Genomic DNA, 21,078 nt, shown 5'->3' on the forward strand with positions numbered 1-21,078 from the left:
TGCGGTTTCGGCGGCGGCCCCAGAGGCGCAGAAAACCGTCACCGTGCTGCTGCTTTTCAGAGCAAGTAGCTGAACTGAAATTTCATGTCTCAAACGTTGTTTCCTCTGGAATACGGCTGAGCGGATCGCTAAAACCGGCGATCGTGCGGCGCCAGACAACCAGATGATTCTGCGGCCTTCAGAGCAAAACCCTGCCCCGGAACGATACAAATTATGGGTGTTTTAAAGCCTCGTTCCGGGGCGAATTGTTTTGCGTGCCGCATAATCATTGCCGTTGGCTGGATGAAGCCGGACGCGCCGAAAAGAGAGGATCGTAAGGAGATACCTCTCCTTGCATTGGGCCAGGGGCTTGCCCCGGAAAGGCGTTTCAGATTGAAGAACAGTAGTCGATGAATGCTGCAGTTTGGAGTGACACAATGTCACTCCAAACTGTGGGACAGTAGTGGGCTTTAACACCCGTTTTTTTATGCTTCGCACTTACTTGTGTTATTCAAACACCTCATGCCCGGTCGGCTCAAAGCGTTCAACACCATTGGCCTGTAAACGGAAATCGGAAATATCTTTCATGACGACCTGACGGGCGCGGTTAATGCCGCCAATAGGGCGGTGTTCTTCCAGGCTGTGCCACGGGTTAAAGGAGATGTTTTCGCAGAATTGTTTTTGCGCTTCCGAAGTAAAGCTCTGTGGTGGAATATTAATCCGCGCCAGTGGAATAAACGCTGAGCTATCTTCGTCCCAGCTGATCAGGGCGTTTTCAGTCGGGTTATCTTTAGGGTCTTTTTGCAGCTGAATTAAAAAGTCGAGACAGGCGCTGCCTTTGCTCAGTTGTTCGGCGAGGTTTTCGGCCAGATAATCATCGGAGTCGGTCATCTGGCCCGGATTATCGGAGCAGGTACGCAGGCCATAGCGGACAACGGTTGAGTAGGTTTTTACGCCGTCACTGCCTTCCAATGGCAGGCCCAGCGCATAAGGTGTAACGCTGTTCCACTTAACGTTGAGCGGATTATTGTACACCTTGGCACCGCGCAGAATATTCCAGGCACCGCGTGGATGGGTGAGTAAAAAGCCCAGTCGCTTGCCGTTAAAGTTGGCATCAAAGAAATCGAAAAACTGCTGTGGGTTGGCGGCAAAAAAAGCATCGTGACCGAGGAATAAAAAATCCTGAGTGTGTTGCTCGTCGCCGGGTAACGGCAGGCGGTTGCCTTCAACCTGAGTCAGTTTTACTGCCAGGCCACGGAAGTCTTTTTCTTTATCGCTGGTTATTTCTTCGACCGAGTTGGAGAAGCGCATCCATAACGGGTAGCTGGCTGATGGCTGGAATATGCCATGACGGTAGCGTTCGTCGATCTGTTCATTCACCACAAAATTACCGCGGATGCAGCCGTTATCTTTCGGATGGGTGTCGCGCAGTATATTTTCGTCGGCGTATTGTTCTTTCAGGTGGTCAGTCAGCAGGGTGCTGATGTCTTTGAATAATACTTCTTCACCTTTAACCGGCAGTTCCTGGCCTAAAGGCAGATCCGGGGTTTTGGTGCAGGCGCTGAGGGTGAATAAAGCACAGCCCAGCAGCAGGGCAGAAGAGCGGCGTACGCCGGGTGCGATGGCTCGCATGATAAGTTCCTTTTATCGTCAGAATGGCAGACGCCAGTGTACCGGCTAACCCTGCGGCTGCCTATGCGTGATCATGGGGGCGGCCGCACTTTTTGCAGAGATTATTGCTGGTGCGCTTTACGCTGGCCGGCGGTGGCATGGGTCTGCATTTTTTGTCCGGCGCGGATAAATTCCAGATCGATACCATCACCGGGTCGCAGTGCGGCAATCTGGTTCATGGCACTGCGGGCATTGGCGGCATCCTGAGCATTAATTTTTACCAGAATATCGCCAACGGCAAGCTTGGCCTGATCGGCGGGGCCATCCGGATAAATCCCGGTGACGATCAGGCCGGTTAACGCCTGTGGCAGGCTGAGGGCGGTGAGTAGCTGCGGCGTGGATTCCTGCACTTCGATGCCCAGCCAGCCTCTTATGGTTGCGCCGTGGGTGGCTATATCGGTGAGGGTACGGCTGGCGACTTCGGCGGGAATGGCGAAGCCGATGCCCTGGCTACCGCCGGATTTGGAGAAGATGGCGGTATTTAAGCCGACCAGCTCACCGTAAGCATTGATTAAGGCACCACCGGAATTGCCGGGATTAATGGCTGCATCGGTCTGAATATAGTCTTCATAAGTATTAAGCCCCAGCTGGTTGCGGCCGGTGGCAGAGACAATGCCTAGGGTTACGGTCTGACCCACGCCAAAGGGGTTACCGATGGCCAATACCACATCACCGATGCGCAGTTGGCTATCGTGGGCGACCTGAATCTGTGGCAGGTTTTCCAACTCTATTTTCAGCACGGCGAGGTCCGCTTCCGGGTCGGTGCCGACCACGGTGGCATTAACTTCACGGCCATCGTGCAGGGCCACCACAATCTGGTCGGCACCGTGGATAACATGGTTGTTGGTCAGTACATAGCCGTCTGGCGACATAATCACGCCAGAACCGAGGCTGGATTGCATGCGCTCGCTGGGCTCTGGATTGGTGCGAAAAAAACGCTGAAAAAACGGATCATCAAACAGCGGATGGGTTTTGCGCCGTACCAGTTTGCGGGTAAAAATATTCACCACCGCTGGTGCCGCGCGGTCGACCGCATCGGCATAGCTGACCGGCCCGGCCTGACCGGCAGCATTGCTGCCGGGTTCGTTGCGCTGTTCGGGCATCGGCCCGATGCCGGCCAGTGGTGCGTAAGTGATGGCCGGTGCTTTAGGCGTCGCAGGCGTAACCAGCTCTGGTGCCCAAAGCAACACAGAAAACGCGACAACCAAACCTACCAGAATCGGTATGACCAATGTATTCACAATGAACTGAGCAGAACGCATTTGCTGTGAATCCCCCGTAACCCATAAACTGGGGGCACTTCTGAATTATTCAGAGGTGCCCCAAGCCATCAGAAAATATAATCCGGCATTTTATCAGAATATAAATGAGGCCCCTATCATGGTTGAGCGTCGTCAGTTACTGAAGCACCTTGACTCACTCTTACAAAGTGCCCGTTTCCGCGATTACTGCCCCAATGGCCTGCAGGTTTCCGGGCGTGAACAGATCAGCCATATCGTCACCGGCGTGACGGCCAGTCAGGCGCTTATCGACGCCGCCATTGAACGCGGTGCCGATACGATTCTGGTGCACCATGGATATTTCTGGAAAGGCGAAGACGAGCGCATCACCGGCATTAAGCGTGAGCGCCTGAAAGCGTTGCTGGTAAATGATATCAACCTGATTGCCTATCACCTGCCCCTCGACAGCCATCCGGTGTATGGCAATAACGTACAGCTGGCCGATGTTCTCGGCCTGCAGATTGATGGCCCGCTGAGCGAAGAAGATCCCAGTATCCCGGGTCATATCGGCCGTCTGCCGCGGCCGATGAGTGGTAAAGAATTCTGCGCCTGGCTGGGTGAATGTCTGCAGCGCGAAGCGCTGCATATTGGTGAAGAAACCGACACCATCGAAACCATTGGCTGGTGCACCGGCGGCGCGCAGGGGTATTTGCAGGTGGCGGTGAATGCCGGTGTCGATGCCTATTTAACCGGTGAAATCAATGAACCGGCGGTGCATCTGGCGCGTGAAACCGGAACCCATTTTTTCAGTGCTGGTCATCATGCGACCGAGCGTTACGGCGCAAAAGCACTGGGTGAATATCTGGCGGATGAGTTTGGATTGAATGTGGAGTTCGTCGATATCGACAACCCGGTGTGAGGCGTAAACGGTAAATAGCGGGTTATGTCTGTTCAGCTTCCAGTTGCCGCACCAACCCCATAATCATGCGCATACCGGTGCTGACCAGCGTCTGTTGCGAGGCGCGGCAGCCGCTCTGTAACCAATAAGTCGTGACCTGACGCATAGCGCCGATAAACCCCGTACCCAACAGAGCATATTCTTCATCACTGAGTTGCCAGTGGGGGTGAACGGTACGCGCCAGCGTCATCACCATGTTGGCAAAATCCTGCATATAACCGTGATAGAAGCGGTCGGTTTCCGGACTGACGCCTTCCAGTTCGAGTATGCAGACCCGGGCAACACGGGCATCCTGCATCGCAGCAAAAAACGCGGCCAGCCCCTGTTGCGCCAGCGTTTCAATCTGCCCGCCGGGCTGCGCCTGAGAGAAGGCGTTAAACAGCTGCTGCTTGATGCCATCCATGCACTGGCCATACACCGCCTGCAGCAGGCCTTCGAGATTACCGAATTCACTGTAAAAGTAGCGGTCGGTCAGTTGCGCTTGTCTGCACAGACCACGTACGGTGGCATTGCGGAAACCTTCGGTGCCGAACACCTCAAGCCCGGCCTGCAGAAACTGCTGACGCCGCTGGGCTTTGCGCTGCTGCTGGCTTTGGCCAGCATAAACCCGGCCTGCAGTTGTTGACGATGTTGCAGCCGTTTTTGTTGCTGTTGCCGCAGTCGGCGCGGCTGCCGCTTGGGGGCTGTTGGCAGTTGTGGCTTTTCCCATCGGAAAATTGTCCGGAAATAACTGGTTTCGCTATTTGACGACATGCGTCCTCAGAAGTAAAGTGAGGACAAATGTCGTCAGATGGCCGGGCGATCTTCATATAACAATAAAATTGCCGGCGCAGTCCGTGCAGAGAGGTTCTGTATGTCCAGTCATGGTGTGATCATTATTGGCAGTGGCTTTGGTGGTCAGTGCGCGGCAATCAATTTAAAAAAACGTGGCATCGACGATTTTATTATTCTTGAGCGGCGTGAGTTTATGGGGGGCACCTGGGCACAGAATACCTATCCCGGTGCGGCGGTGGATGTGCAGTCGCCGCTGTACTCCATTGAATCTGAGCCTTACGACTGGTCGCAGATGTTTGCCGAACAGCACGAACTGCAGCAGTACACGAATCATGTGATTGATAAACACAGCCTGCGGGAAAAGACCCTGACCCATGCCAATGTTGAAAAAATAGAATGGCACGAAGCTGATCAGCGCTGGCATGTGCATGTTGATGGCAAAGGCGTACTCAAAGGCCGCTTTGTTATTAACGCCTCCGGACCATTAAGTACGCCGGTGATTCCGCAGTTTAAAGGCCGCGACAGCTTTAAAGGGCAAGCTTTTCACACCAATAACTGGGACCACGATTACGACTACAAAGGTAAACGGGTCGCGATTATCGGCAGCGGTGCCAGTGCCGCACAGATTATCCCGGCGATTGCAGCGGATGTCGGCCAGCTGCATATTTTCCAGCGCACGCCGCACTGGGTGTTGCCACGTCCCGATTATGTGTTTAAAAACTGGCAGCGTAAGTTGCTGCGTAACCGTGGTATTTACCGGGCACTGCGTGAGGCGATTTACTGGGGACTGGAAAGCCGCGTAATCGGTTTTAAATATTCTTCCCTGATGCTGGATTTATTGGCTGGTCGTAAAGCCCGCGCGCATATTAAAAAGCAGATTAAAGATCCGGTTTTGCAGCAGAAGGTTACGCCGGATTTTACCATCGGCTGCAAACGCGTGATTTTATCCGACACACTGTATCCGGCTTATTGCCGTGACAACGTGACCCTGCACGATAAAACCGATGGCATTGCTGAAATCAACGAAAGCGGCATTAAAACCAGTCATGGCGATCAGGTCGATCTGGATCTGATTATTTATTCCACCGGTTATGACGCCACCGATGGTGTGATTTCCTATCCGGTGATTGGCCGCAATCAGCAAACGCTGGCGGATGTCTGGGCGGATTTTCCGCGCGCCTATCTGGGGACGTCTGCACCGGGCTTTCCTAATCTGTTTATTGTTACCGGCCCGAATACCGGTATTGGTCATACTTCGGCGATTTTTATTATCGAAGCGCAGATGAACTACATCATGAAAGCCATCGAAGAAGTCGGCCGCCGGCAGAAAAACCTGATTGAAGTAAAAGCCAGTGCCGAAGACAGCTATACCCGTCATATTCATGATGAAATGGCTAAAACCGTCTGGCAGCAGGGTGGCTGTAACAGTTGGTATAAGAGCAAAAGCGGTAAGGTGATTGCGATGTTCCCCGGCTTCAGCTTTACCTTCCGCCGCTGGACAAAAAATTTCCGCGCCAAAGATCACGACTTTGCCTGATCGAACCTGTTAAGCGCTCAGCGCAGCAGGTATAAAAACGCGATAACAATAAAATGAACAAGGTAAGGTTATGAAAAAAATCAGTCTGTTAATTCTGCCGTTGGTGCTGGCCCTGGTGGTGGGTATGGTTAACGGTGCTTATGGTCGTGTCGGACACTGGTTGTATGCCAATGTGACGGATCTTGAAGCCTCTGCTTATGGTTTTGAGCAAAGCGCGGTGGATATCGGCGATATGGAACTGGCGTTGTACAGCAATAATAATCCGGGCAAGCCCGCCATTGTCATGCTGCACGGTTACAGCGCCGATAAAGACGTATGGCCGCGTTTTGCCAAACACTTTGTTGATGATTATCAGGTAATTATTCCGGATATGGCCGGTCACGGTGATACCGGTTTTGATGCCAGCTGGGATTACAGCATGCCGGCTCAGGCTAAACGTCTGGCGGCGTTGCTGGATAAACTGGATATCGCTCAGGCACATGTTATCGGTAACTCGATGGGCGGTTTTTTAACCGCCACCTTCGCCATTGCTTACCCTGAGCGTACGTTGTCAGCCACCATGGTTGATCCGGCAGGCGTGATGTCGCCGCAGCCAAGCGATATGATGAAAATGCTGAGCGCTGGCCACAACCCGTTCCTGATTCATAACCGCGCTGAATTCGACAGCTTTTATGCCATGACCATGGCTCAGCCGCCGTTCCTGCCGGGCATGGTGCTGGAAGCGATGTCGGATAAATACATCGAGCGCCGCGCCGAACTGGAAAAAATCTTTACCGATTTTCATTCCAGCGATTATCTCGAAGAAAAACTGGCCGACCTGAAAGCACCCGCCATGCTCTGGTGGGGAGATAAAGACCGCCTGCTGCACGTCAGTTCGGTCTCCGTGTGGGAGGCTGGTGTTCCTCAGCTGAAGACCCATATCTTTAACGGTGTCGGTCATATGCCGATGGTAGAAGTGGCGTCCGAAGCGGCAGGTCTGTACCAGGATTTCCTGCAACAGCTTCCGGCTCAGGTGGCGGCGGAGTAAACCGCAGGCAGCGTTGGGCGGACACACAACGCAGGGTATAAACGCATGCGTTGCCGAATACAAAACGCCCCGCAGGGTTATCCTGCGGGGCGTTTTTTTTGCTTTGTGATTCTGCCCGAACAGAGGCACCGTTATTGTGCGTGGAGTAGCCCGTTAATGGACCGCTTTGCAGCAAATCGGTGCGCTCAGCATCGGCTGCGGTGTGCTGCCGGAGGGCCTGAATGCGCTTGATTGGTCTGACCGTCAGACAATATGCAAGCTCAATGAATTGGCGAACCTGCACCGCCTTTGTTGTTCGTTTTTGCACCAATTAATGACTCAAAGTGGACTTTCCGGTCAGAAATTGGCGCTAACCTTGCGTGACGGTTGTCATCATCCTGCCAATGTGTAATGTTCGCGCCCTTGTCCGTCTGTGCGCGCCAAGCCCTTTATATGAATAACTCTAACGCTGCTCTTGAGCTGATCAACATCCACAAATCTTACGGTAACCTTGAAGTACTGAAAGGCGTCAGCCTGACAGCGCAGAAGGGCGACGTGATCTCCATTCTCGGCTCCAGTGGATCCGGCAAAAGCACGCTGTTGCGTTGCATTAATCTGCTGGAACGTCCGAATCAGGGCGAAATCATTATCGGTGATGAACAGCTGGCTCTGATTCCGGATAAAAACGGCGAACTGAAAGCACAGAACAAACGCCAGCTGGAGCGTTTGCGTTCGCGCTTAGGGTTTGTGTTTCAGCAGTTTAATCTCTGGCCACACATGACCATTCTGCAGAACCTGATTGAAGCGCCGGTACACGTTTTGAAAATACCGCGCGATGTAGCCGTGGCACGGGCACAGGAATTGCTGCGCAAAGTCGGTCTGGCCGACAAACAGGACGCTTATCCGGGACATCTTTCCGGTGGGCAACAACAGCGCGTAGCGATTGCCCGCACGCTGGCGATGGATCCGCAGGTATTGCTGTTTGACGAGCCGACATCTGCTCTGGACCCTGAACTGGTGAATGAGGTGTTGGCGGTTATGCGGGAGCTGGCGGAAGAAGGCCGGACCATGCTGATCGTAACCCACGAAATGCGCTTTGCGCGTGAAGTGTCCAGCACCGTGGTCTTCCTGCATCAGGGACAGATTGAAGAAACAGGCTCGCCGGAAAAGGTATTCGACCATCCCGAATCCCAGCGCGTGCGCGATTTTATGGCGAGCCATCAGGCCTGATTCCGGTCTGCTTATTATCTATTGCTGAGGATTAATACCATGCAAAAATTCGTTGCCACCCTGTGTCTGGCTGCCAGTGTCTTGCTGTCGCCGTTCGCATCCGCTGAAAAAATCCGCATTGCCTCCGAAGGTGCTTATGCGCCTTTTAATATGATTGATGCCAGCGGTAATCTGGTCGGCTTTGATATTGATATCGCCAAAGCCCTGTGTGCAGAAATGAACGTGGAATGTGACATCGTGGCGCAGGATTGGGACGGTATTATTCCGGGTCTGATGGCACGTAAATACGATGCCATTATTGCCTCCATGTCGATCACCAAAGAACGTCTGCGTGTGGTGAATTTTACCAATAAATACTACACCAACAGCCTGGCCTTTGTGGCTGCCAAAGGTAAAACACTGGATACCAGCATGGCCGGTCTGAAAGGCCTGAGCGTTGGTGCTCAGCGCGCGACGATCTCCGGTCAGACACTGGAAGATAAATACAGCGACGTGGTCAGCGTGAAACTGTACGACACTCAGGATAACGCTTACCTCGATCTGGCCGCTGGTCGTATCGACGCCATCCTGTCGGATAAATTCCCGGCCTATGACTGGCTGCAAAGCAAAGACGGCGCGAACTTTGAATTCAAGGGCGCTGATCTGGATATCGACGATCAAATCGGTATCGCCGTGCGTAAGGGCGACAAATTGCAGGAGCGTCTGAATAAAGCGCTGGATGCCATCGTTGCCAACGGCACTTACAAAGAAATTAACGCTAAATATTTCCCGTTTGATATTTACTGAGCGGAAACGGCTCAGAGGTCAGTCGATGAACGATAACAAACACCAGGATAGCGCTGCATGCTGATGGATTTACAGGGCTTCGGCCATCTGTTACTCAGCGGAGCGCTGATGACCATTCAGCTGGCCCTTGCCAGCTTAGCCATCGGACTGGTTATCGGCCTGCTGGGGGCGGCGGCTAAATTGTCGCCTTCGCCGTTTTTGCGTATTCCGGCCACGCTGTACACCACACTGGTGCGTGGCGTACCGGAATTATTGCTGGTTTTAACCCTGTATTACGGCGGCGCTCAGCTGCTGATGTGGGCGGCCAGTTTTTTTGGTTATGACGAATACATCGAAGTAGGCGCTTTTGCCGCTGGTGTTGCGGCCTTAGCCATTGCCTTTGGTGCTTACGCCACGGAAGTATTCCGCATGGCGATGCTGGAAGTACCCAAGGGGCAGTGGGAGTCGGCACAGTCGATGGGGATGAGTCGCGGGCAGACCTTTTTCCGCATTATTTTTCCGCAGGTATGGCGTCTGGCGATTCCCGGACTGGGCAACTTATTTCAGGTGTTACTGAAAGATACCGCACTGGTCTCGGTGATTGGTTTGAATGAATTAATGCGCCAGGCCAGCGTGGGCTCGGCGGCCACCAAACATCCTTTTGATTTTTATCTGGCAGCCGCCATTCTGTATCTGGCGCTGACCCTGTTGGCGACGCTGGTGACCGAAATTCTTGAGCGTCTGAGTAAACCTGAACTGCGTGGGCGACGGGCATGAACTGGGATTGGTCTGTAATCTGGGATTATTCCCCGCGCCTGCTGGAAGGTGCCTGGCTGACATTAGAGCTGGTGGGTTTATCCGGTATTTTTGGCATATTAATGGCCGTGCCTCTGGCACTCATGCGTGCTTCAGCGCAGCCATTACTCAAAGGTCTGGCCTATGGCTATATCTTTTTCTTCCGTGGCACACCGCTGCTGGTACAGATATTCCTGATTTATTACGGCGCCTCACAGTTTGATGCGGTGAAAGACTCTTTCCTCTGGCCGATTCTGAAAGAGCCTTACTGGTGCGCCATTATCGCTTTCACCATGAATACTTCCGCTTACAGTGCTGAATTAATCCGTGGTGCAATTCAGGCGATTCCCCATGGCGAAATTGAAGTCGCCGATGCGCTGGGCATGAACCAGCTGACCAAAATCCGCCGTATTATTCTGCCAAGAGCACTGGGCATTGTGCTGCCAGCCTACAGCAACGAATTTTTATTAATGCTGAAAAGCAGCGCGCTGGCCTCGACCATTACTCTGCTGGATATTACCGGTATGGCGCGTACGATTATTGCCCGTACTTATACGCCGCTGGAAATTTTCTTCGCCGCCGGCATGATGTACCTGATTATGTCCGCTGTGTTGATCGGCTTATTCCGCTTGATGGAATTAAGGGTTAACCGGCATAAATACATCAGCCGGGAAGGCTGATAAATACCCATAAAAAAACCTGCTTTGGCACACTACTGTCCCGCAGTTTTTAATCAGCACCGCAGCTGACAAAAACAGCATTTTTTAATTTCAAGGCCTGCTGCCTCCCAGGGGAACTTATCCTCTTGCCGGCGGGCTTTATACCTGACCGCCATGGATGGCGGAAATGCATGTTTTGCAGGAGCAAAAACAGGCCCAGCTTCGCGCTTTCTGGGCCGTCACCCTTGAAACCTTGATATTTACTGGCCGCGTGCCTCATCGGCCATCCATGGCCGGAGCCACTTATCCGCATCCCTGCGGACAGACCAGGCATATCAGCAGTTTCTGCGGCGGCCCCAGAGGCGCAGAAAACTGTCACCGCAATGCCGTTTTTCAAATCAAACGCATTCTTTTAAATATCATGTCTCAAACACGGTTTCCTATGAAATACGGCTGAGCGGATTACTGTCACCGGCGATCGTGCGGCGCCAGTCAACCAGATGATTCTGTGGCCTTCAGAGCAAAACCCTGCCCCGGAACGATACAAATTTTTGCTGTTTTAAAGCGCCGTTCCGGGGCGAATTGTTTTGCGTGCCGCATAATCATTGCAGTTGGCTGGATGAAGCCGGACGCGCCAAAAAGAGAGGATCGTAAGGAGATACCTCTCCTTGCAGGGGGCCAGGGGCTTGCCCCGGAAAGGCGTTTCAGGTTGAAAAACAGTAGTCGATGAATGCTGCCGTTTGGAGTGACACAATGTCACTCCAAACTGTGGGACAGCAGTGGCTGTGGCAGGTTTTTTTATCTTCGCCATCCGGGAGCGATTAATTCTTAACTTCCATCATCGCGATTCTGATTCCGGTCGCAATCAGGGTTAAACCTGCGGTTTTATTAATCGCATTAACCACCCAGGCTTTGAGTTGCTTGCGCGCCAGATGATTGCCCATATAGCTGAATGCACTGTACACCAGCAGGTCGGCGAGCAGGCAGGAAGCCCCCATAATCAACAGCTGCAGCAGCACAGGTTCCGCCGGATCAATAAACTGCGGCAGCAGAGCAGAAAAATAGAGCAGTGCCTTGGGGTTGGCTAGCTGTACGATTAATCCCTGATAAAACAGCTTGCCGGGTCTGCTCGTCTTTTGCTCACGGCTGAGATTAATGGGCCCGGCGTTGCTGAATATGGCACTCAGCCCCAGGTACAGCAGGTAGGCTACACCAACCCATTTAATCAAAGCGAACAGTGTGGCCGAGGCAATAATTAACGAGGCGATACCGGTAGCGGACAGCGAAAAATACAACACATCAGCACAGGCGATACCCAGCACGCCAAAAAAGGCTTTGCCTTGCGGCTGGCTGGCACCCTGACTGGCTGCGGTGATGGCAGAAGGGCCGGGCACCATGATTAACATAACCGTGGTTGCCAGAAAAATCAGGTAGAGTCCGCTGTCCAAAATTGTATTCCTGCCGGTTATTGCATTGTCAGAGGTTTGTGGCGGTTGGCTGCAGGCTGCGGCAGTCGCGCCAGTTCAGTCCGGCTTGCTGTTGCAGGGTTTGCAGTGCCGCTAAGTTTGCCAGTGCCCGCGGGTGAATATCGTGGTACAGAATAATACCGCGACGCCACAATAGCATCAGGGTTATTACCCGGTCTTCGACGTCTTTATCTTTCAGCTTACGGTTCCAGTCCTGGCTGTCGATATTCCACAGCATGACACCTTCACCTGCCTGCTTTAGCGCAGCGGTCAGCACTTCGCTGCGCTGGCCGTAAGGCGGGCGGAACCAGTAAGGGCCCGGCTGATAGTCATTCAGACGCGTGCGTGTGGTGTTGATGGAGTCGGCCCAGCCATCCCATTTCTGGTGGCTTTTATGCACTTCGCCATGGGAGCCCAGACACTGGCTGGCGTAAAAATCCTGCGGCGCTTTCTGCTGTTTAATACGTTCGCCCAGTGCGAAAAACTGTGCATGCATGCCGGCACTTTCCAGTGCTTTAATCAGCTGCTCAGTGCCGTTTACTTTAACGCCATCCTTTAAGCGGTCGGGTGCCGGGCCGTCATCATAGCTCAGCAGAAACTGCCGGTCGGGCAATTCAAAACCATCCACCTCATGCTGATTGAATGTGTGAATTTCACTGGTAATACGCGGGAATAATGCCGCCAGACGTACCTGTTCATACAGGTAACGTAAGTGGAATGCTTCACTGGCTTTGGCCCAATCCTGATAACCGTCGGTAACGGGCCGTTGGCTGACGGCGGTTAATGCCGCCCAGCTGGCGGACGCGGCACACTGACCACAGGCCTGTGCATAGTTAGCCTGCAGCCGCTGCCGGGTTTTCCCCAGCCAGCGCTGCACGCTGGCAGTATCGGGCTTATCGACGGCGGTGAAGGCTTTGATCTCGGCTTCAGTGCTCAGTGCTGTGGCTTCCAGCAAGCGGGCGAAGGTCAGAATTTCGGCGGCGGAAGCGCGGTCAAAGGCTACAGCGCTGGTTAACGGTTGTGGCCACAGGCTGCGCTCCAGCGTGGCGACTTTAGCGGGACCTGCGGCCTGAGTGAGCGGGCTGATGATCAGGCCCAGTAACAGCGGGAATGTAAAACGCATGGGATGTCCTTTTGCGATGAATAACATTGGATCAGCGGAATAAAAAACCCCGCTGGCGCGGGGTTCGTCTTAACAGGTTTTAACTTACTGCTGGTTCAGTTTTTCCTGCATCCGGCTGATGCCGCTATCGTAAGCGCTGTGCTCGCGCAGCGACTTGGCTTTGCGGAAGTTATCCAGTGCATCCTGCCAGCGGCCACTGGCTTCATAAATACGGGCAATGTTGTAGTAGCTGCTGGCCTGTACCCGATCTTTATTTTTACCGGACGCCAGTTCAATCGCTTTGCGGTTAGCCCACAGTGCTTCGGCGGTACGGTTCAGTTTCTGGTAGGTCAGACCCAGGTTGCTGTAGGCCTGGCCAAAGCTTGGGTAGAGGTTAACAGCGTCCTGAAAAGCGTACATCGCGTCTTCCAGTTTCTTCTCGCCATAGAGTTTCTCGCCACGGGTGTTGATGCGCTTGGCTTCTTTTTTGATGGCGTCGGTGATCAGCGAGTGACTCTCGAAAGAATCGGCTTTGATCAGGCTGTACAGGTGAGCGGCCAGACCATCGCGGTTCAGGCTCAGGTATTGGTCAACGTCATGGAAGGCGCCGTTTTCGTCAATACCGAACACCACCCAGCTGGAAGCGGTCTGATCCGGTTTAACGTTGTAAGTACGGATCAGCGTCTGGCCAACATACACCTGAACGCGGGCGTTACTGTTGCCTAACGCTTTAGACGTTTTGCTGTCGCGGTTGCTGTAATCGTGTACGGCGTAAACGTAGCGCTCGCCGTCGTGCTTCTGCTCAATGGTGATGGTTTCCGGCCCGAAACTGTTGGTGTCATCGACATCCAGATTGGCATCACGGCCCTGTTTCTTCACGTAGTAAACGTGGTTGCCGAGGTAGGTCAGGTGAGAGTCCAGATCGAATGGCTTGCTGCCCCAGGTCAGTACCACGCGCAGACCATCGAGGTTCTGCATCACCGGTGACAGGGCGTAGGTAAAGCCATCACACGGGCACTTCACAACCAGTGTGGAGTAACCGGCCTTGTCGATGATCATGGTCGTGTCGGCATCGTCAGCCAAAGTGCTGGCTGCAGTGGCTACACCGGTGGCGGCAGAGCTGGCACGTACAGAGCTTTCACCGTTGCGCTGCCAGGTGATTTTGGCATCGGCAATGGTTTCATCTTTAACCACGGCGCTCAGCACTTTGACTTCCAGTGCGGCAGCAGGCAAAGCCAGTGAGGTTGCCAGCAGCAGGCTGCTGAGGCGTAAGCAGGATTTGAACATGGGATCTTCCTTTATTAACTGTCCTGAAATAGTCACTTCGGCTCGCTCCGGGTTGAGCCGAATGAAGACCGCAGATTCTAGCTGCAACCTCTATCAATAACTACCTCGACGATAAGGACCCGTTCACACTATCTGAATCCGGCTTGCTGAAAGTCAGTTTTTCTCAGAACAGAAGAGCGGGTGAGGTTGTCCGCTTCTGCTGCTGCCTTAGAGGACTTTAACCCATCGGCTCCCGGCGCTTGCAGGACTAGGGCAGGCGGGCGCTTGCTGCTATAATCGCCGGCCAATTTTTCATCGTCCCGGAGGCTGTGGGTTCACGGAGTGAGCCTGCCGTGCGGGGCTGCATTTTAATGGATATCGTGAGTGGAATTATCATGACTGTATTGAAAATGGCCGATCTTGATCTGAGTGGTAAGCGCGTTTTAATTCGTGAAGACCTGAACGTTCCGGTAAAGAACGGCAAGGTAACCTCCGATGCGCGTATCCGTGCGTCTCTGCCAACCATTCAACTGGCGCTGGCTGCCGGTGCAAAAGTGATTGTTATGTCGCATCTGGGCCGTCCTGAAGAAGGCGTCTACGACGAAGAGTCGTCCATCAAGCCGGTTGCGGCTCACCTGGCCGGTTTACTTGGCCGTGACGTTAACGTCATTAAAGATTTCCGCGAAGGCGTTGAAGTCGCCGCCGGCGAAGTGGTGCTGCTGGAAAACGTACGCTTTAACAAAGGCGAGAAAAAAGACGCCGACGAACTGGCCCAGGCGTATGCCGCGCTGTGCGACGTCTTCGTGATGGATGCTTTTGGTACCGCACACCGCGCTCAGGCGTCTACTCATGGTGTGGCTAAATTCGCTCCGGTTGCCTGTGCCGGCCCATTGCTGGCGGCTGAACTGGATGCACTGGGCAAAGCGCTGGCGACTCCGGCGCGTCCGCTGGTGGCGATTGTTGGTGGCTCAAAAGTCTCGACCAAGCTGGAAGTGCTGGAAAGTCTGTCCGATATCTGTGATCAGATCATCGTCGGTGGTGGTATTGCCAATACCTTCCTGGCAGCGTCCGGTAAGCCAGTGGGAAAATCCCTGTGTGAAGACGACCTGATTCCGGCAGCAAAAAAACTGATGGAAAAAGTCTCCATTCCTCTGCCGACCGATGTGGTATGCGGTAAAGAGTTTTCAGAAAGCGCCGTCGCTACTCTGAAGAGTGCCGACGCGGTCGAAGCCGACGATATGATCTTCGACATCGGCCCAGATTCCGCCAAAGCACTGGCCGAGCAGCTGAAAAGCGCCAAAACCATTATCTGGAACGGCCCGGTCGGCGTATTCGAATTCGACCAGTTTGGTGAAGGTACCAAAGCCCTGGCGCTGGCCATTGCCGAATCCGACGCATTCTCCATTGCCGGTGGTGGTGACACTCTGGCCGCGGTTGATAAGTATGAGATTGCCGACAAAGTGTCTTACATCTCCACCGGAGGCGGTGCCTTCCTGGAATTCGTCGAAGGCAAAGTACTGCCTGCCGTCGCGATTCTGGAAGAGCGTGCTAAGTAAGAGGGCAGAGGAATGACGATGCGTTATTTATCGATTCTGTTGATCGCCGGTCTGTCTGGCTGCAGTGCAACGCCACATAACGTGGATGACGACAGCGCCGCCAAACAATCGGCTGAGCGCCAGAATCGCGACTTTGAAGCCATCGGCGTTCCACAACAACTGCCGCGCGATACGTTGCGCGACTTCTGATGCAGAAAACCCGGCGTGCCCATGCCGGGTTTTCCTAGCAGGCTGTTGATTTTCTATCTGCGTTGCCACTGCAGTGTTAAAAACCGACTCAAAATGCTCATTTACGACCTGTAAACTGCGCTTTTTCGCCGGTTTTTGCCTTGCATTGACTGCCTCGAAGACGAAAATCAACGGCCTGCTAGCTATGTTTCGGAATATATATCCGCTCTAATAACGGCAACGCCTTCATTCAAGGAGTCCAGGGATGAATCCTCTCCAACAGATTGCTGAGTTATTCAGCACGATATTGTCGGCACAATTTGGCAGCCTGTCGCTGGATGAGCTGATGTCCGGTGAGTATCAGGTTGGCTTTGCCAGTCTGGACTTTTTCTCATTAGAGCCCTTCGCCCAATACCTTCATCATGTTCCACAGGAACGCTGCGCGATTTACCCGTCGGTCGATGAGATGGACACAACAGCGGATGGCATCATTGTGGTGGCGATGAAGGAAGGGCAGTTACGTGCCAGTAAGTGGCTGATGGGGGACGACGTCAGCTATGACACGGCGTTTTATCAGGTTGGCGACTGGGCCTGCCGTCAGCAGATTTATCGCAACGGAGATGACGTTAAACCCATTGTTATCGAGTTTCTGAAAAAAGATGCCGAGGGTTATCCGCTTACTTTTATCACTGCCCGTGAATACGGTGTAAAAGTCAGTGATTATGAGTGGAGTGCCGCAGGTGTGCGCATTATTGAGCGTTCCGCTCGCATGCCAGACGTCGGTGTTGCACCTGAGCTGACGCCGTATATGGAAAGTCTGGTTGAATTCAGTGTTGATGGTGAGGTTGAGGTTATCCGCAACCTGACGCAGAACAGCATTGTCTATGACCGCTCGTACGAAGCGCTGTCACTGCAGGAGATGCTGGAGCAGGCGCGCTCAGCCCTGCACGATAAGATTCTGGCGGATCTGCAGGCGGCACCGGTTGCCAATACCGTTGGCTGTTTCCTGTTCGAATACTCAGACCAGGGGCCTTTACCGCCGACCATCGCGCTGATTCAGCCGCATGAGATAACAGATAGCGGCGATGATTACCCACTGCTGTGGCTGAATGCGCCGGACTGTGAACTCTTTACCGAGGATGATTTCGACGGCATCCGCCTGCATGGTGAGCATGATGCGTTGTTTGACCGTATCAATGCTCAGATCGAGGAGCTGGATTACGAACAGGCCGAGCAGATCATGGTCGATTTTTATCTGACTCTGTGTCGCCAGCTTGAAACATCACTGCGTGCGTCCCGCCTGCTGACTGTTACGGCTGATTTTTTTGTCACCGCCCGCGAGTTTTCCGCCTGCAACGAAGCCACTTTTCTGCAGCAACTGTGGCCGCAGGAACGCTGGCAGCCACTGGCGGCGGCGCTTGAGCAATTTGAGGCGGCTCAGGCAAAGTGGCAGGAGGAGATGATCCGCAGCATCGGTCGGGAGAGTGGCCACGCCGGTATGGACAGTAGCCAATAGCCGTTTCTATCCACAACATAAGCCGTTAGAATAGCGGCCAGCCAATTTTCACAGTTAAGGTATTTTGACATGGCATTAATCAGCATGCGTCAGATGCTGGATCACGCCGCCGAATTCGGCTACGGCGTACCGGCATTTAATGTGAACAACCTGGAACAGATGCGCGCCATCATGGAAGCCGCCGACAAGACCGATTCTCCGGTGATTGTTCAGGCGTCTGCCGGTGCCCGCAAATACGCAGGTGCACCGTTCCTGCGTCACCTGATTCTGGCCGCGATTGAAGAGTTTCCGCATATTCCGGTGTGTATGCACCAGGATCACGGTACCTCTCCGGACGTCTGTCAGCGTTCTATCCAGCTGGGCTTCAGCTCAGTGATGATGGATGGCTCTCTGGGTGAAGACGGTAAAACCCCAACCAGCTATGACTACAACGTTGATGTGACCAAGCGCACCGTCGATATGGCGCACGCCTGTGGTGTATCAGTCGAAGGCGAACTGGGTTGTCTGGGTTCGCTGGAAACCGGTATGGCCGGTGAAGAAGATGGCATCGGCGCAGAAGGTGTACTGGATCACAGCCAGATGCTGACCGATCCGGAAGAAGCGGCTGACTTTGTTAAGCGTACTCAGGTCGATGCTCTGGCGATTGCCATCGGCACCAGCCACGGCGCGTACAAATTCACCAAACCACCAACAGGGGATATCCTGGCGATTGATCGCATCAAGGAAATCCACAAGCGTATTCCGAACACGCATCTGGTGATGCACGGTTCTTCTTCTGTACCGCAGGAATGGCTGGCGATTATTAACCAGTACGGCGGCGACATTAAAGAAACCTACGGTGTGCCGGTTGAAGAAATCGTGGAAGGCATTAAGCACGGCGTGCGTAAAGTGAACATCGATACCGACCTGCGTCTGGCCTCTACCGGTGCGATGCGTCGTATGATGGCTGAACACCCAAGCGAGTTCGATCCGCGTAAATTCTTCGCCCAGACCGTGACCGCAATGCGCGATATCTGTATCGCCCGTTACGAAGCCTTCGGTACTGCTGGTAACGCTTCTAAGATCAAACCGATCTCTCTGGACAATATGTTCCTGCGTTACGCGAGTGGCGAACTGAATGCCAAAGTAAACTGAGCGCCTGAGCGTTTATTTACCGGCTAAATAAAAACCCGCGCAAGCGGGTTTTTTTATTTCTTTAATGCTTACCGGGCTTTATTCCGATCAAAGCCATTGGTTTACGTCATTGCATTTGGCGGTATTTTTAAATTCTTCGCTCAGCGTTGTCTGATAGGCCTCGCCGGCACACTCACCAACTTTGGTTCCCCAGTACGAACCGTCGGTTGGTTGCTGGAATACCGGCGGAAATTGCGCTGAAAATTGTTGCAGGCAGTGCTTGGTCGTCTGGCTGGACGTCTGCAGGCACTGTGCTTCGCTGACATCAAAACATTGGCGGAAGAATTGTTGCGGCTGGCAAAACGCATTGGGCAGTGCGGTGGTCATGGCGTTCGTCCATGCATCGCGGCCCACTTCGAGTGCTTCACTGGCGGGAATCAGCGTCGCCAGCAGAATAAAGCCCAGCGGTCGTTTCATGGCGTGCATCCTGTGTAAAAAGTTCAGTGTGATCGTAGCAGCACAGATCCGTGCCGGCGCACAATATTCTTAGCCAATAAGAATATCAGTATCTTACCGCTACAGAATACATACTGAGCGCAAGAGTGAAAAATCGCCGTGGTTGCTGCTCGTTTATTATTTCCATAAATCGGTTAATTCCATGATTATCTGGCTTTTTTTGCTTTCAGGTATGGTCTGACCAATACGGAAAATCACGGCATAATTAATATCTGTGTTATTAAGTATGGTCCAAAAAAGTCGCCGTATTCACCGTTTGGGACAGTTTGAAATTAATCCGCCCCCATTCAGGCCAAGTGCCGGAGTACGTATTGTCGTAGACCATTCTCAGTTATTAGTCTTAGCGCATCACGGTCGTCGTGACGGTTTTAAAAAATAAAAAACACGCTCGTTATTCATTGTACAGACCCTGGTTTACGACTCAGGGCTACGGCTCAGAGTCGTAACCGCATTGCAATGCGGTATTCACAATGCTGTGCGAGTTTAGAGAGACCAAAAAACACACAGGCGAATCCACTATGAAACACACTCTGGCCCTTTCTGTCAGCGCAGCACTGACTCTCGGTGCAATGAATGCTGAAGCATTCACTCAGCCAACCCATAAGCGCATTGTAAAAGATGCCATCAGCTATATGGCGGCGCACCCGGATACCACCGAATACAACAAACTGGCTGCTGCAGCACAGGCCGCCGGTTACAGCATGGAGCAATTTGCTGAAGTTCTGGGGCAGGGTGCTTACGATGTGGATGACTTTGCCGATACGTTTATTTGTGGTGCGGTCACCGGTGACTGTGTTGAAGCGCCGGTATGGGGCGCGGGCGCGTCTATCGTTAAGTACACCTCTTACTGGCACTTCCAGAACCACACCCGCGGTGGTGATGCCCATGGTAATGATCTGGGCGGTTATAACTACGACCTGCTGACTGTCTGGGGTGCTGTGGATAATCTGGCCGCCACCTGGCTGGTGGGCGATCACCTGGATGATGGCAAAGGCGGTATGACCGGCTGGTGCTTCTTCTGGTCGTGTTCAGAAGACTCCGAATACAACAGCTACGGTATTACCGAAGCGAACTACCGTCAGGGCAGCAGCTCCAATAAAAATATGTATAAGGATTTCGAAAAAATCCCGTTCCAGCCAATCGATAACCTCGGTCAGCATTGGTACAACGAATTCTGGAAAAACCCGACCGCACAGATGCTGGGTTTCACTCTGCACACCACCGACCTGCTGCAACCGCATCACACCTGGACCACCTCTGACCTGAACCATTCCGGCTGGGAAGGTTGGGTAGAAGACAATTACACCGCGCTGGATCTGAATAACGATTCGCTGGTGACCAATGCGCTGAACAGCTTTACTCCGGTACCGGCTAATCAGAAAGACATTCGTCCGCTGCTGACCCAGGGCGGGGCGATCTCTTACAGCCAGGGCGGTATCGTGCTGAGCAGCACGTCAGCCAGTGACCGCACCCAGGTAGCACAAGTGGTTATTCCACACGCCATCGCTATGACGGTGCATGTGCTGAACCATGCTGCCAATCGTTTTTAAAGGATAGTGGCAATGGCATCTTAAAAAGGATGCCGCTGCCCACGATCACAAAGGTTGCCCCGCTATGGATTGTCAGGGCAGCCGTTGTGAAGGCCCCACTCTGAAATTTTTTTCAGGTGTTTGGCAGGATGATTTGCGTGAGGATCATCCTGCTTTTTTTTGCCCGGAAAAAGACTTTGTCATTCATACCGGTCATTATTCCAGTTAACACCGCCACCGGATCTGTAACGA

20 protein-coding genes are annotated in these 21,078 nt (G+C 53.2%); 13 read left to right on the plus strand and 7 right to left on the minus strand.

Annotation, left to right across the window (positions count from 1 at the left end):
- Positions 1-486: 486 nt before the first annotated feature.
- Complete coding sequence (locus NYR02_RS14925; RefSeq protein WP_260977150.1) at positions 487-1,611, minus strand: catalase family protein; 1,125 nt, start codon at positions 1,609-1,611, stop codon at positions 487-489.
- Positions 1,612-1,712: 101 nt separating this feature from the next.
- Positions 1,713-2,891, minus strand: a complete 1,179-nt coding sequence (locus NYR02_RS14930; RefSeq protein WP_260977151.1) for a trypsin-like peptidase domain-containing protein — start codon at positions 2,889-2,891, stop codon at positions 1,713-1,715.
- A gap of 139 nt (positions 2,892-3,030) precedes the next feature.
- Between NYR02_RS14930 and NYR02_RS14935 the strand changes: the two genes are divergently transcribed.
- Positions 3,031-3,789, plus strand: a complete 759-nt coding sequence (locus NYR02_RS14935; protein ID WP_260977152.1) for a Nif3-like dinuclear metal center hexameric protein — start codon at positions 3,031-3,033, stop codon at positions 3,787-3,789.
- Between the two features lie 22 nt (positions 3,790-3,811).
- Here NYR02_RS14935 and NYR02_RS14940 read toward each other — a convergent pair whose 3' ends face one another.
- The gene (locus NYR02_RS14940) at positions 3,812-4,537 is read right to left on the minus strand and encodes a TetR/AcrR family transcriptional regulator (protein WP_260977153.1); all 726 of its coding nucleotides are present in this window, start codon (positions 4,535-4,537) and stop codon (positions 3,812-3,814) included.
- A 144-nt stretch (positions 4,538-4,681) separates the two neighbouring features.
- On the opposite strand from NYR02_RS14940, the gene NYR02_RS14945 reads away from it, so the two are divergent.
- The 7 genes from NYR02_RS14945 to NYR02_RS14975 all read left to right on the plus strand — a co-directional run bounded on the left by NYR02_RS14945 (position 4,682) and on the right by NYR02_RS14975 (position 11,051).
- Positions 4,682-6,139, plus strand: coding sequence for a flavin-containing monooxygenase (locus NYR02_RS14945; RefSeq protein ID WP_260977154.1), 1,458 nt, complete (start codon positions 4,682-4,684; stop codon positions 6,137-6,139).
- Between the two features lie 70 nt (positions 6,140-6,209).
- Positions 6,210-7,166, plus strand: coding sequence for an alpha/beta fold hydrolase (locus tag NYR02_RS14950; RefSeq protein WP_260977155.1), 957 nt, complete (start codon positions 6,210-6,212; stop codon positions 7,164-7,166).
- A gap of 432 nt (positions 7,167-7,598) precedes the next feature.
- The gene (locus tag NYR02_RS14955) at positions 7,599-8,375 is read left to right on the plus strand and encodes an ABC transporter ATP-binding protein (RefSeq protein WP_260977156.1); all 777 of its coding nucleotides are present in this window, start codon (positions 7,599-7,601) and stop codon (positions 8,373-8,375) included.
- A 39-nt stretch (positions 8,376-8,414) separates the two neighbouring features.
- Complete coding sequence (locus NYR02_RS14960; protein ID WP_260977157.1) at positions 8,415-9,161, plus strand: ABC transporter substrate-binding protein; 747 nt, start codon at positions 8,415-8,417, stop codon at positions 9,159-9,161.
- 57 nt (positions 9,162-9,218) lie between these two features.
- Positions 9,219-9,917: an ABC transporter permease gene (locus NYR02_RS14965; protein WP_260977158.1), complete on the plus strand. Its 699-nt coding sequence runs from the start codon at positions 9,219-9,221 to the stop codon at positions 9,915-9,917.
- The gene (locus tag NYR02_RS14970; RefSeq protein ID WP_260977159.1) at positions 9,914-10,615 is read left to right on the plus strand and encodes an ABC transporter permease; all 702 of its coding nucleotides are present in this window, start codon (positions 9,914-9,916) and stop codon (positions 10,613-10,615) included. Before NYR02_RS14965 ends, NYR02_RS14970 begins: the two co-directional genes overlap by 4 nt.
- 166 nt (positions 10,616-10,781) lie before the next feature.
- Complete coding sequence (locus tag NYR02_RS14975; RefSeq protein WP_260977160.1) at positions 10,782-11,051, plus strand: hypothetical protein; 270 nt, start codon at positions 10,782-10,784, stop codon at positions 11,049-11,051.
- Positions 11,052-11,415: 364 nt separating this feature from the next.
- Here the strand turns inward: NYR02_RS14975 and NYR02_RS14980 are convergent, their stop codons facing one another.
- The 3 genes from NYR02_RS14980 to NYR02_RS14990 all read right to left on the minus strand — a co-directional run bounded on the left by NYR02_RS14980 (position 11,416) and on the right by NYR02_RS14990 (position 14,449).
- A complete protein-coding gene (locus NYR02_RS14980; protein ID WP_260977161.1) occupies positions 11,416-12,042 on the minus strand; it encodes a LysE family translocator in 627 nt (208 codons plus the stop codon).
- Positions 12,043-12,070: 28 nt separating this feature from the next.
- Positions 12,071-13,183: a polysaccharide deacetylase family protein gene (locus NYR02_RS14985; protein WP_260977162.1), complete on the minus strand. Its 1,113-nt coding sequence runs from the start codon at positions 13,181-13,183 to the stop codon at positions 12,071-12,073.
- 84 nt (positions 13,184-13,267) lie between these two features.
- Positions 13,268-14,449: a YfaP family protein gene (locus tag NYR02_RS14990; protein ID WP_260977163.1), complete on the minus strand. Its 1,182-nt coding sequence runs from the start codon at positions 14,447-14,449 to the stop codon at positions 13,268-13,270.
- A gap of 374 nt (positions 14,450-14,823) precedes the next feature.
- Here NYR02_RS14990 and NYR02_RS14995 point away from each other — a divergent pair, with 374 nt between their 5' ends.
- From NYR02_RS14995 to fba, 4 genes are all read left to right on the plus strand, one after another.
- Positions 14,824-15,984, plus strand: a complete 1,161-nt coding sequence (locus NYR02_RS14995; RefSeq protein WP_260977164.1) for a phosphoglycerate kinase — start codon at positions 14,824-14,826, stop codon at positions 15,982-15,984.
- Positions 15,985-16,002: 18 nt separating this feature from the next.
- A complete protein-coding gene (locus NYR02_RS15000; RefSeq protein ID WP_260977165.1) occupies positions 16,003-16,173 on the plus strand; it encodes a hypothetical protein in 171 nt (56 codons plus the stop codon).
- A gap of 244 nt (positions 16,174-16,417) precedes the next feature.
- A complete protein-coding gene (locus tag NYR02_RS15005) occupies positions 16,418-17,668 on the plus strand; it encodes a hypothetical protein (protein ID WP_260977166.1) in 1,251 nt (416 codons plus the stop codon).
- Positions 17,669-17,737: 69 nt separating this feature from the next.
- Complete coding sequence (fba, locus tag NYR02_RS15010) at positions 17,738-18,802, plus strand: class II fructose-bisphosphate aldolase (RefSeq protein WP_260977167.1); 1,065 nt, start codon at positions 17,738-17,740, stop codon at positions 18,800-18,802.
- 87 nt (positions 18,803-18,889) lie between these two features.
- On the opposite strand, the gene NYR02_RS15015 is transcribed toward fba, so the two are convergent.
- Complete coding sequence (locus tag NYR02_RS15015; RefSeq protein ID WP_260977168.1) at positions 18,890-19,258, minus strand: hypothetical protein; 369 nt, start codon at positions 19,256-19,258, stop codon at positions 18,890-18,892.
- A gap of 557 nt (positions 19,259-19,815) precedes the next feature.
- Between NYR02_RS15015 and NYR02_RS15020 the strand changes: the two genes are divergently transcribed.
- Positions 19,816-20,847, plus strand: a complete 1,032-nt coding sequence (locus NYR02_RS15020; protein WP_260977169.1) for a phospholipase C/P1 nuclease family protein — start codon at positions 19,816-19,818, stop codon at positions 20,845-20,847.
- Positions 20,848-21,078 lie beyond the last annotated feature (231 nt).

Origin of the sequence: Thalassolituus pacificus (genome assembly GCF_025318105.1) — a bacterium.
Taxonomy (GTDB): domain Bacteria; phylum Pseudomonadota; class Gammaproteobacteria; order Pseudomonadales; family Oceanobacteraceae; genus Venatoribacter; species Venatoribacter pacificus.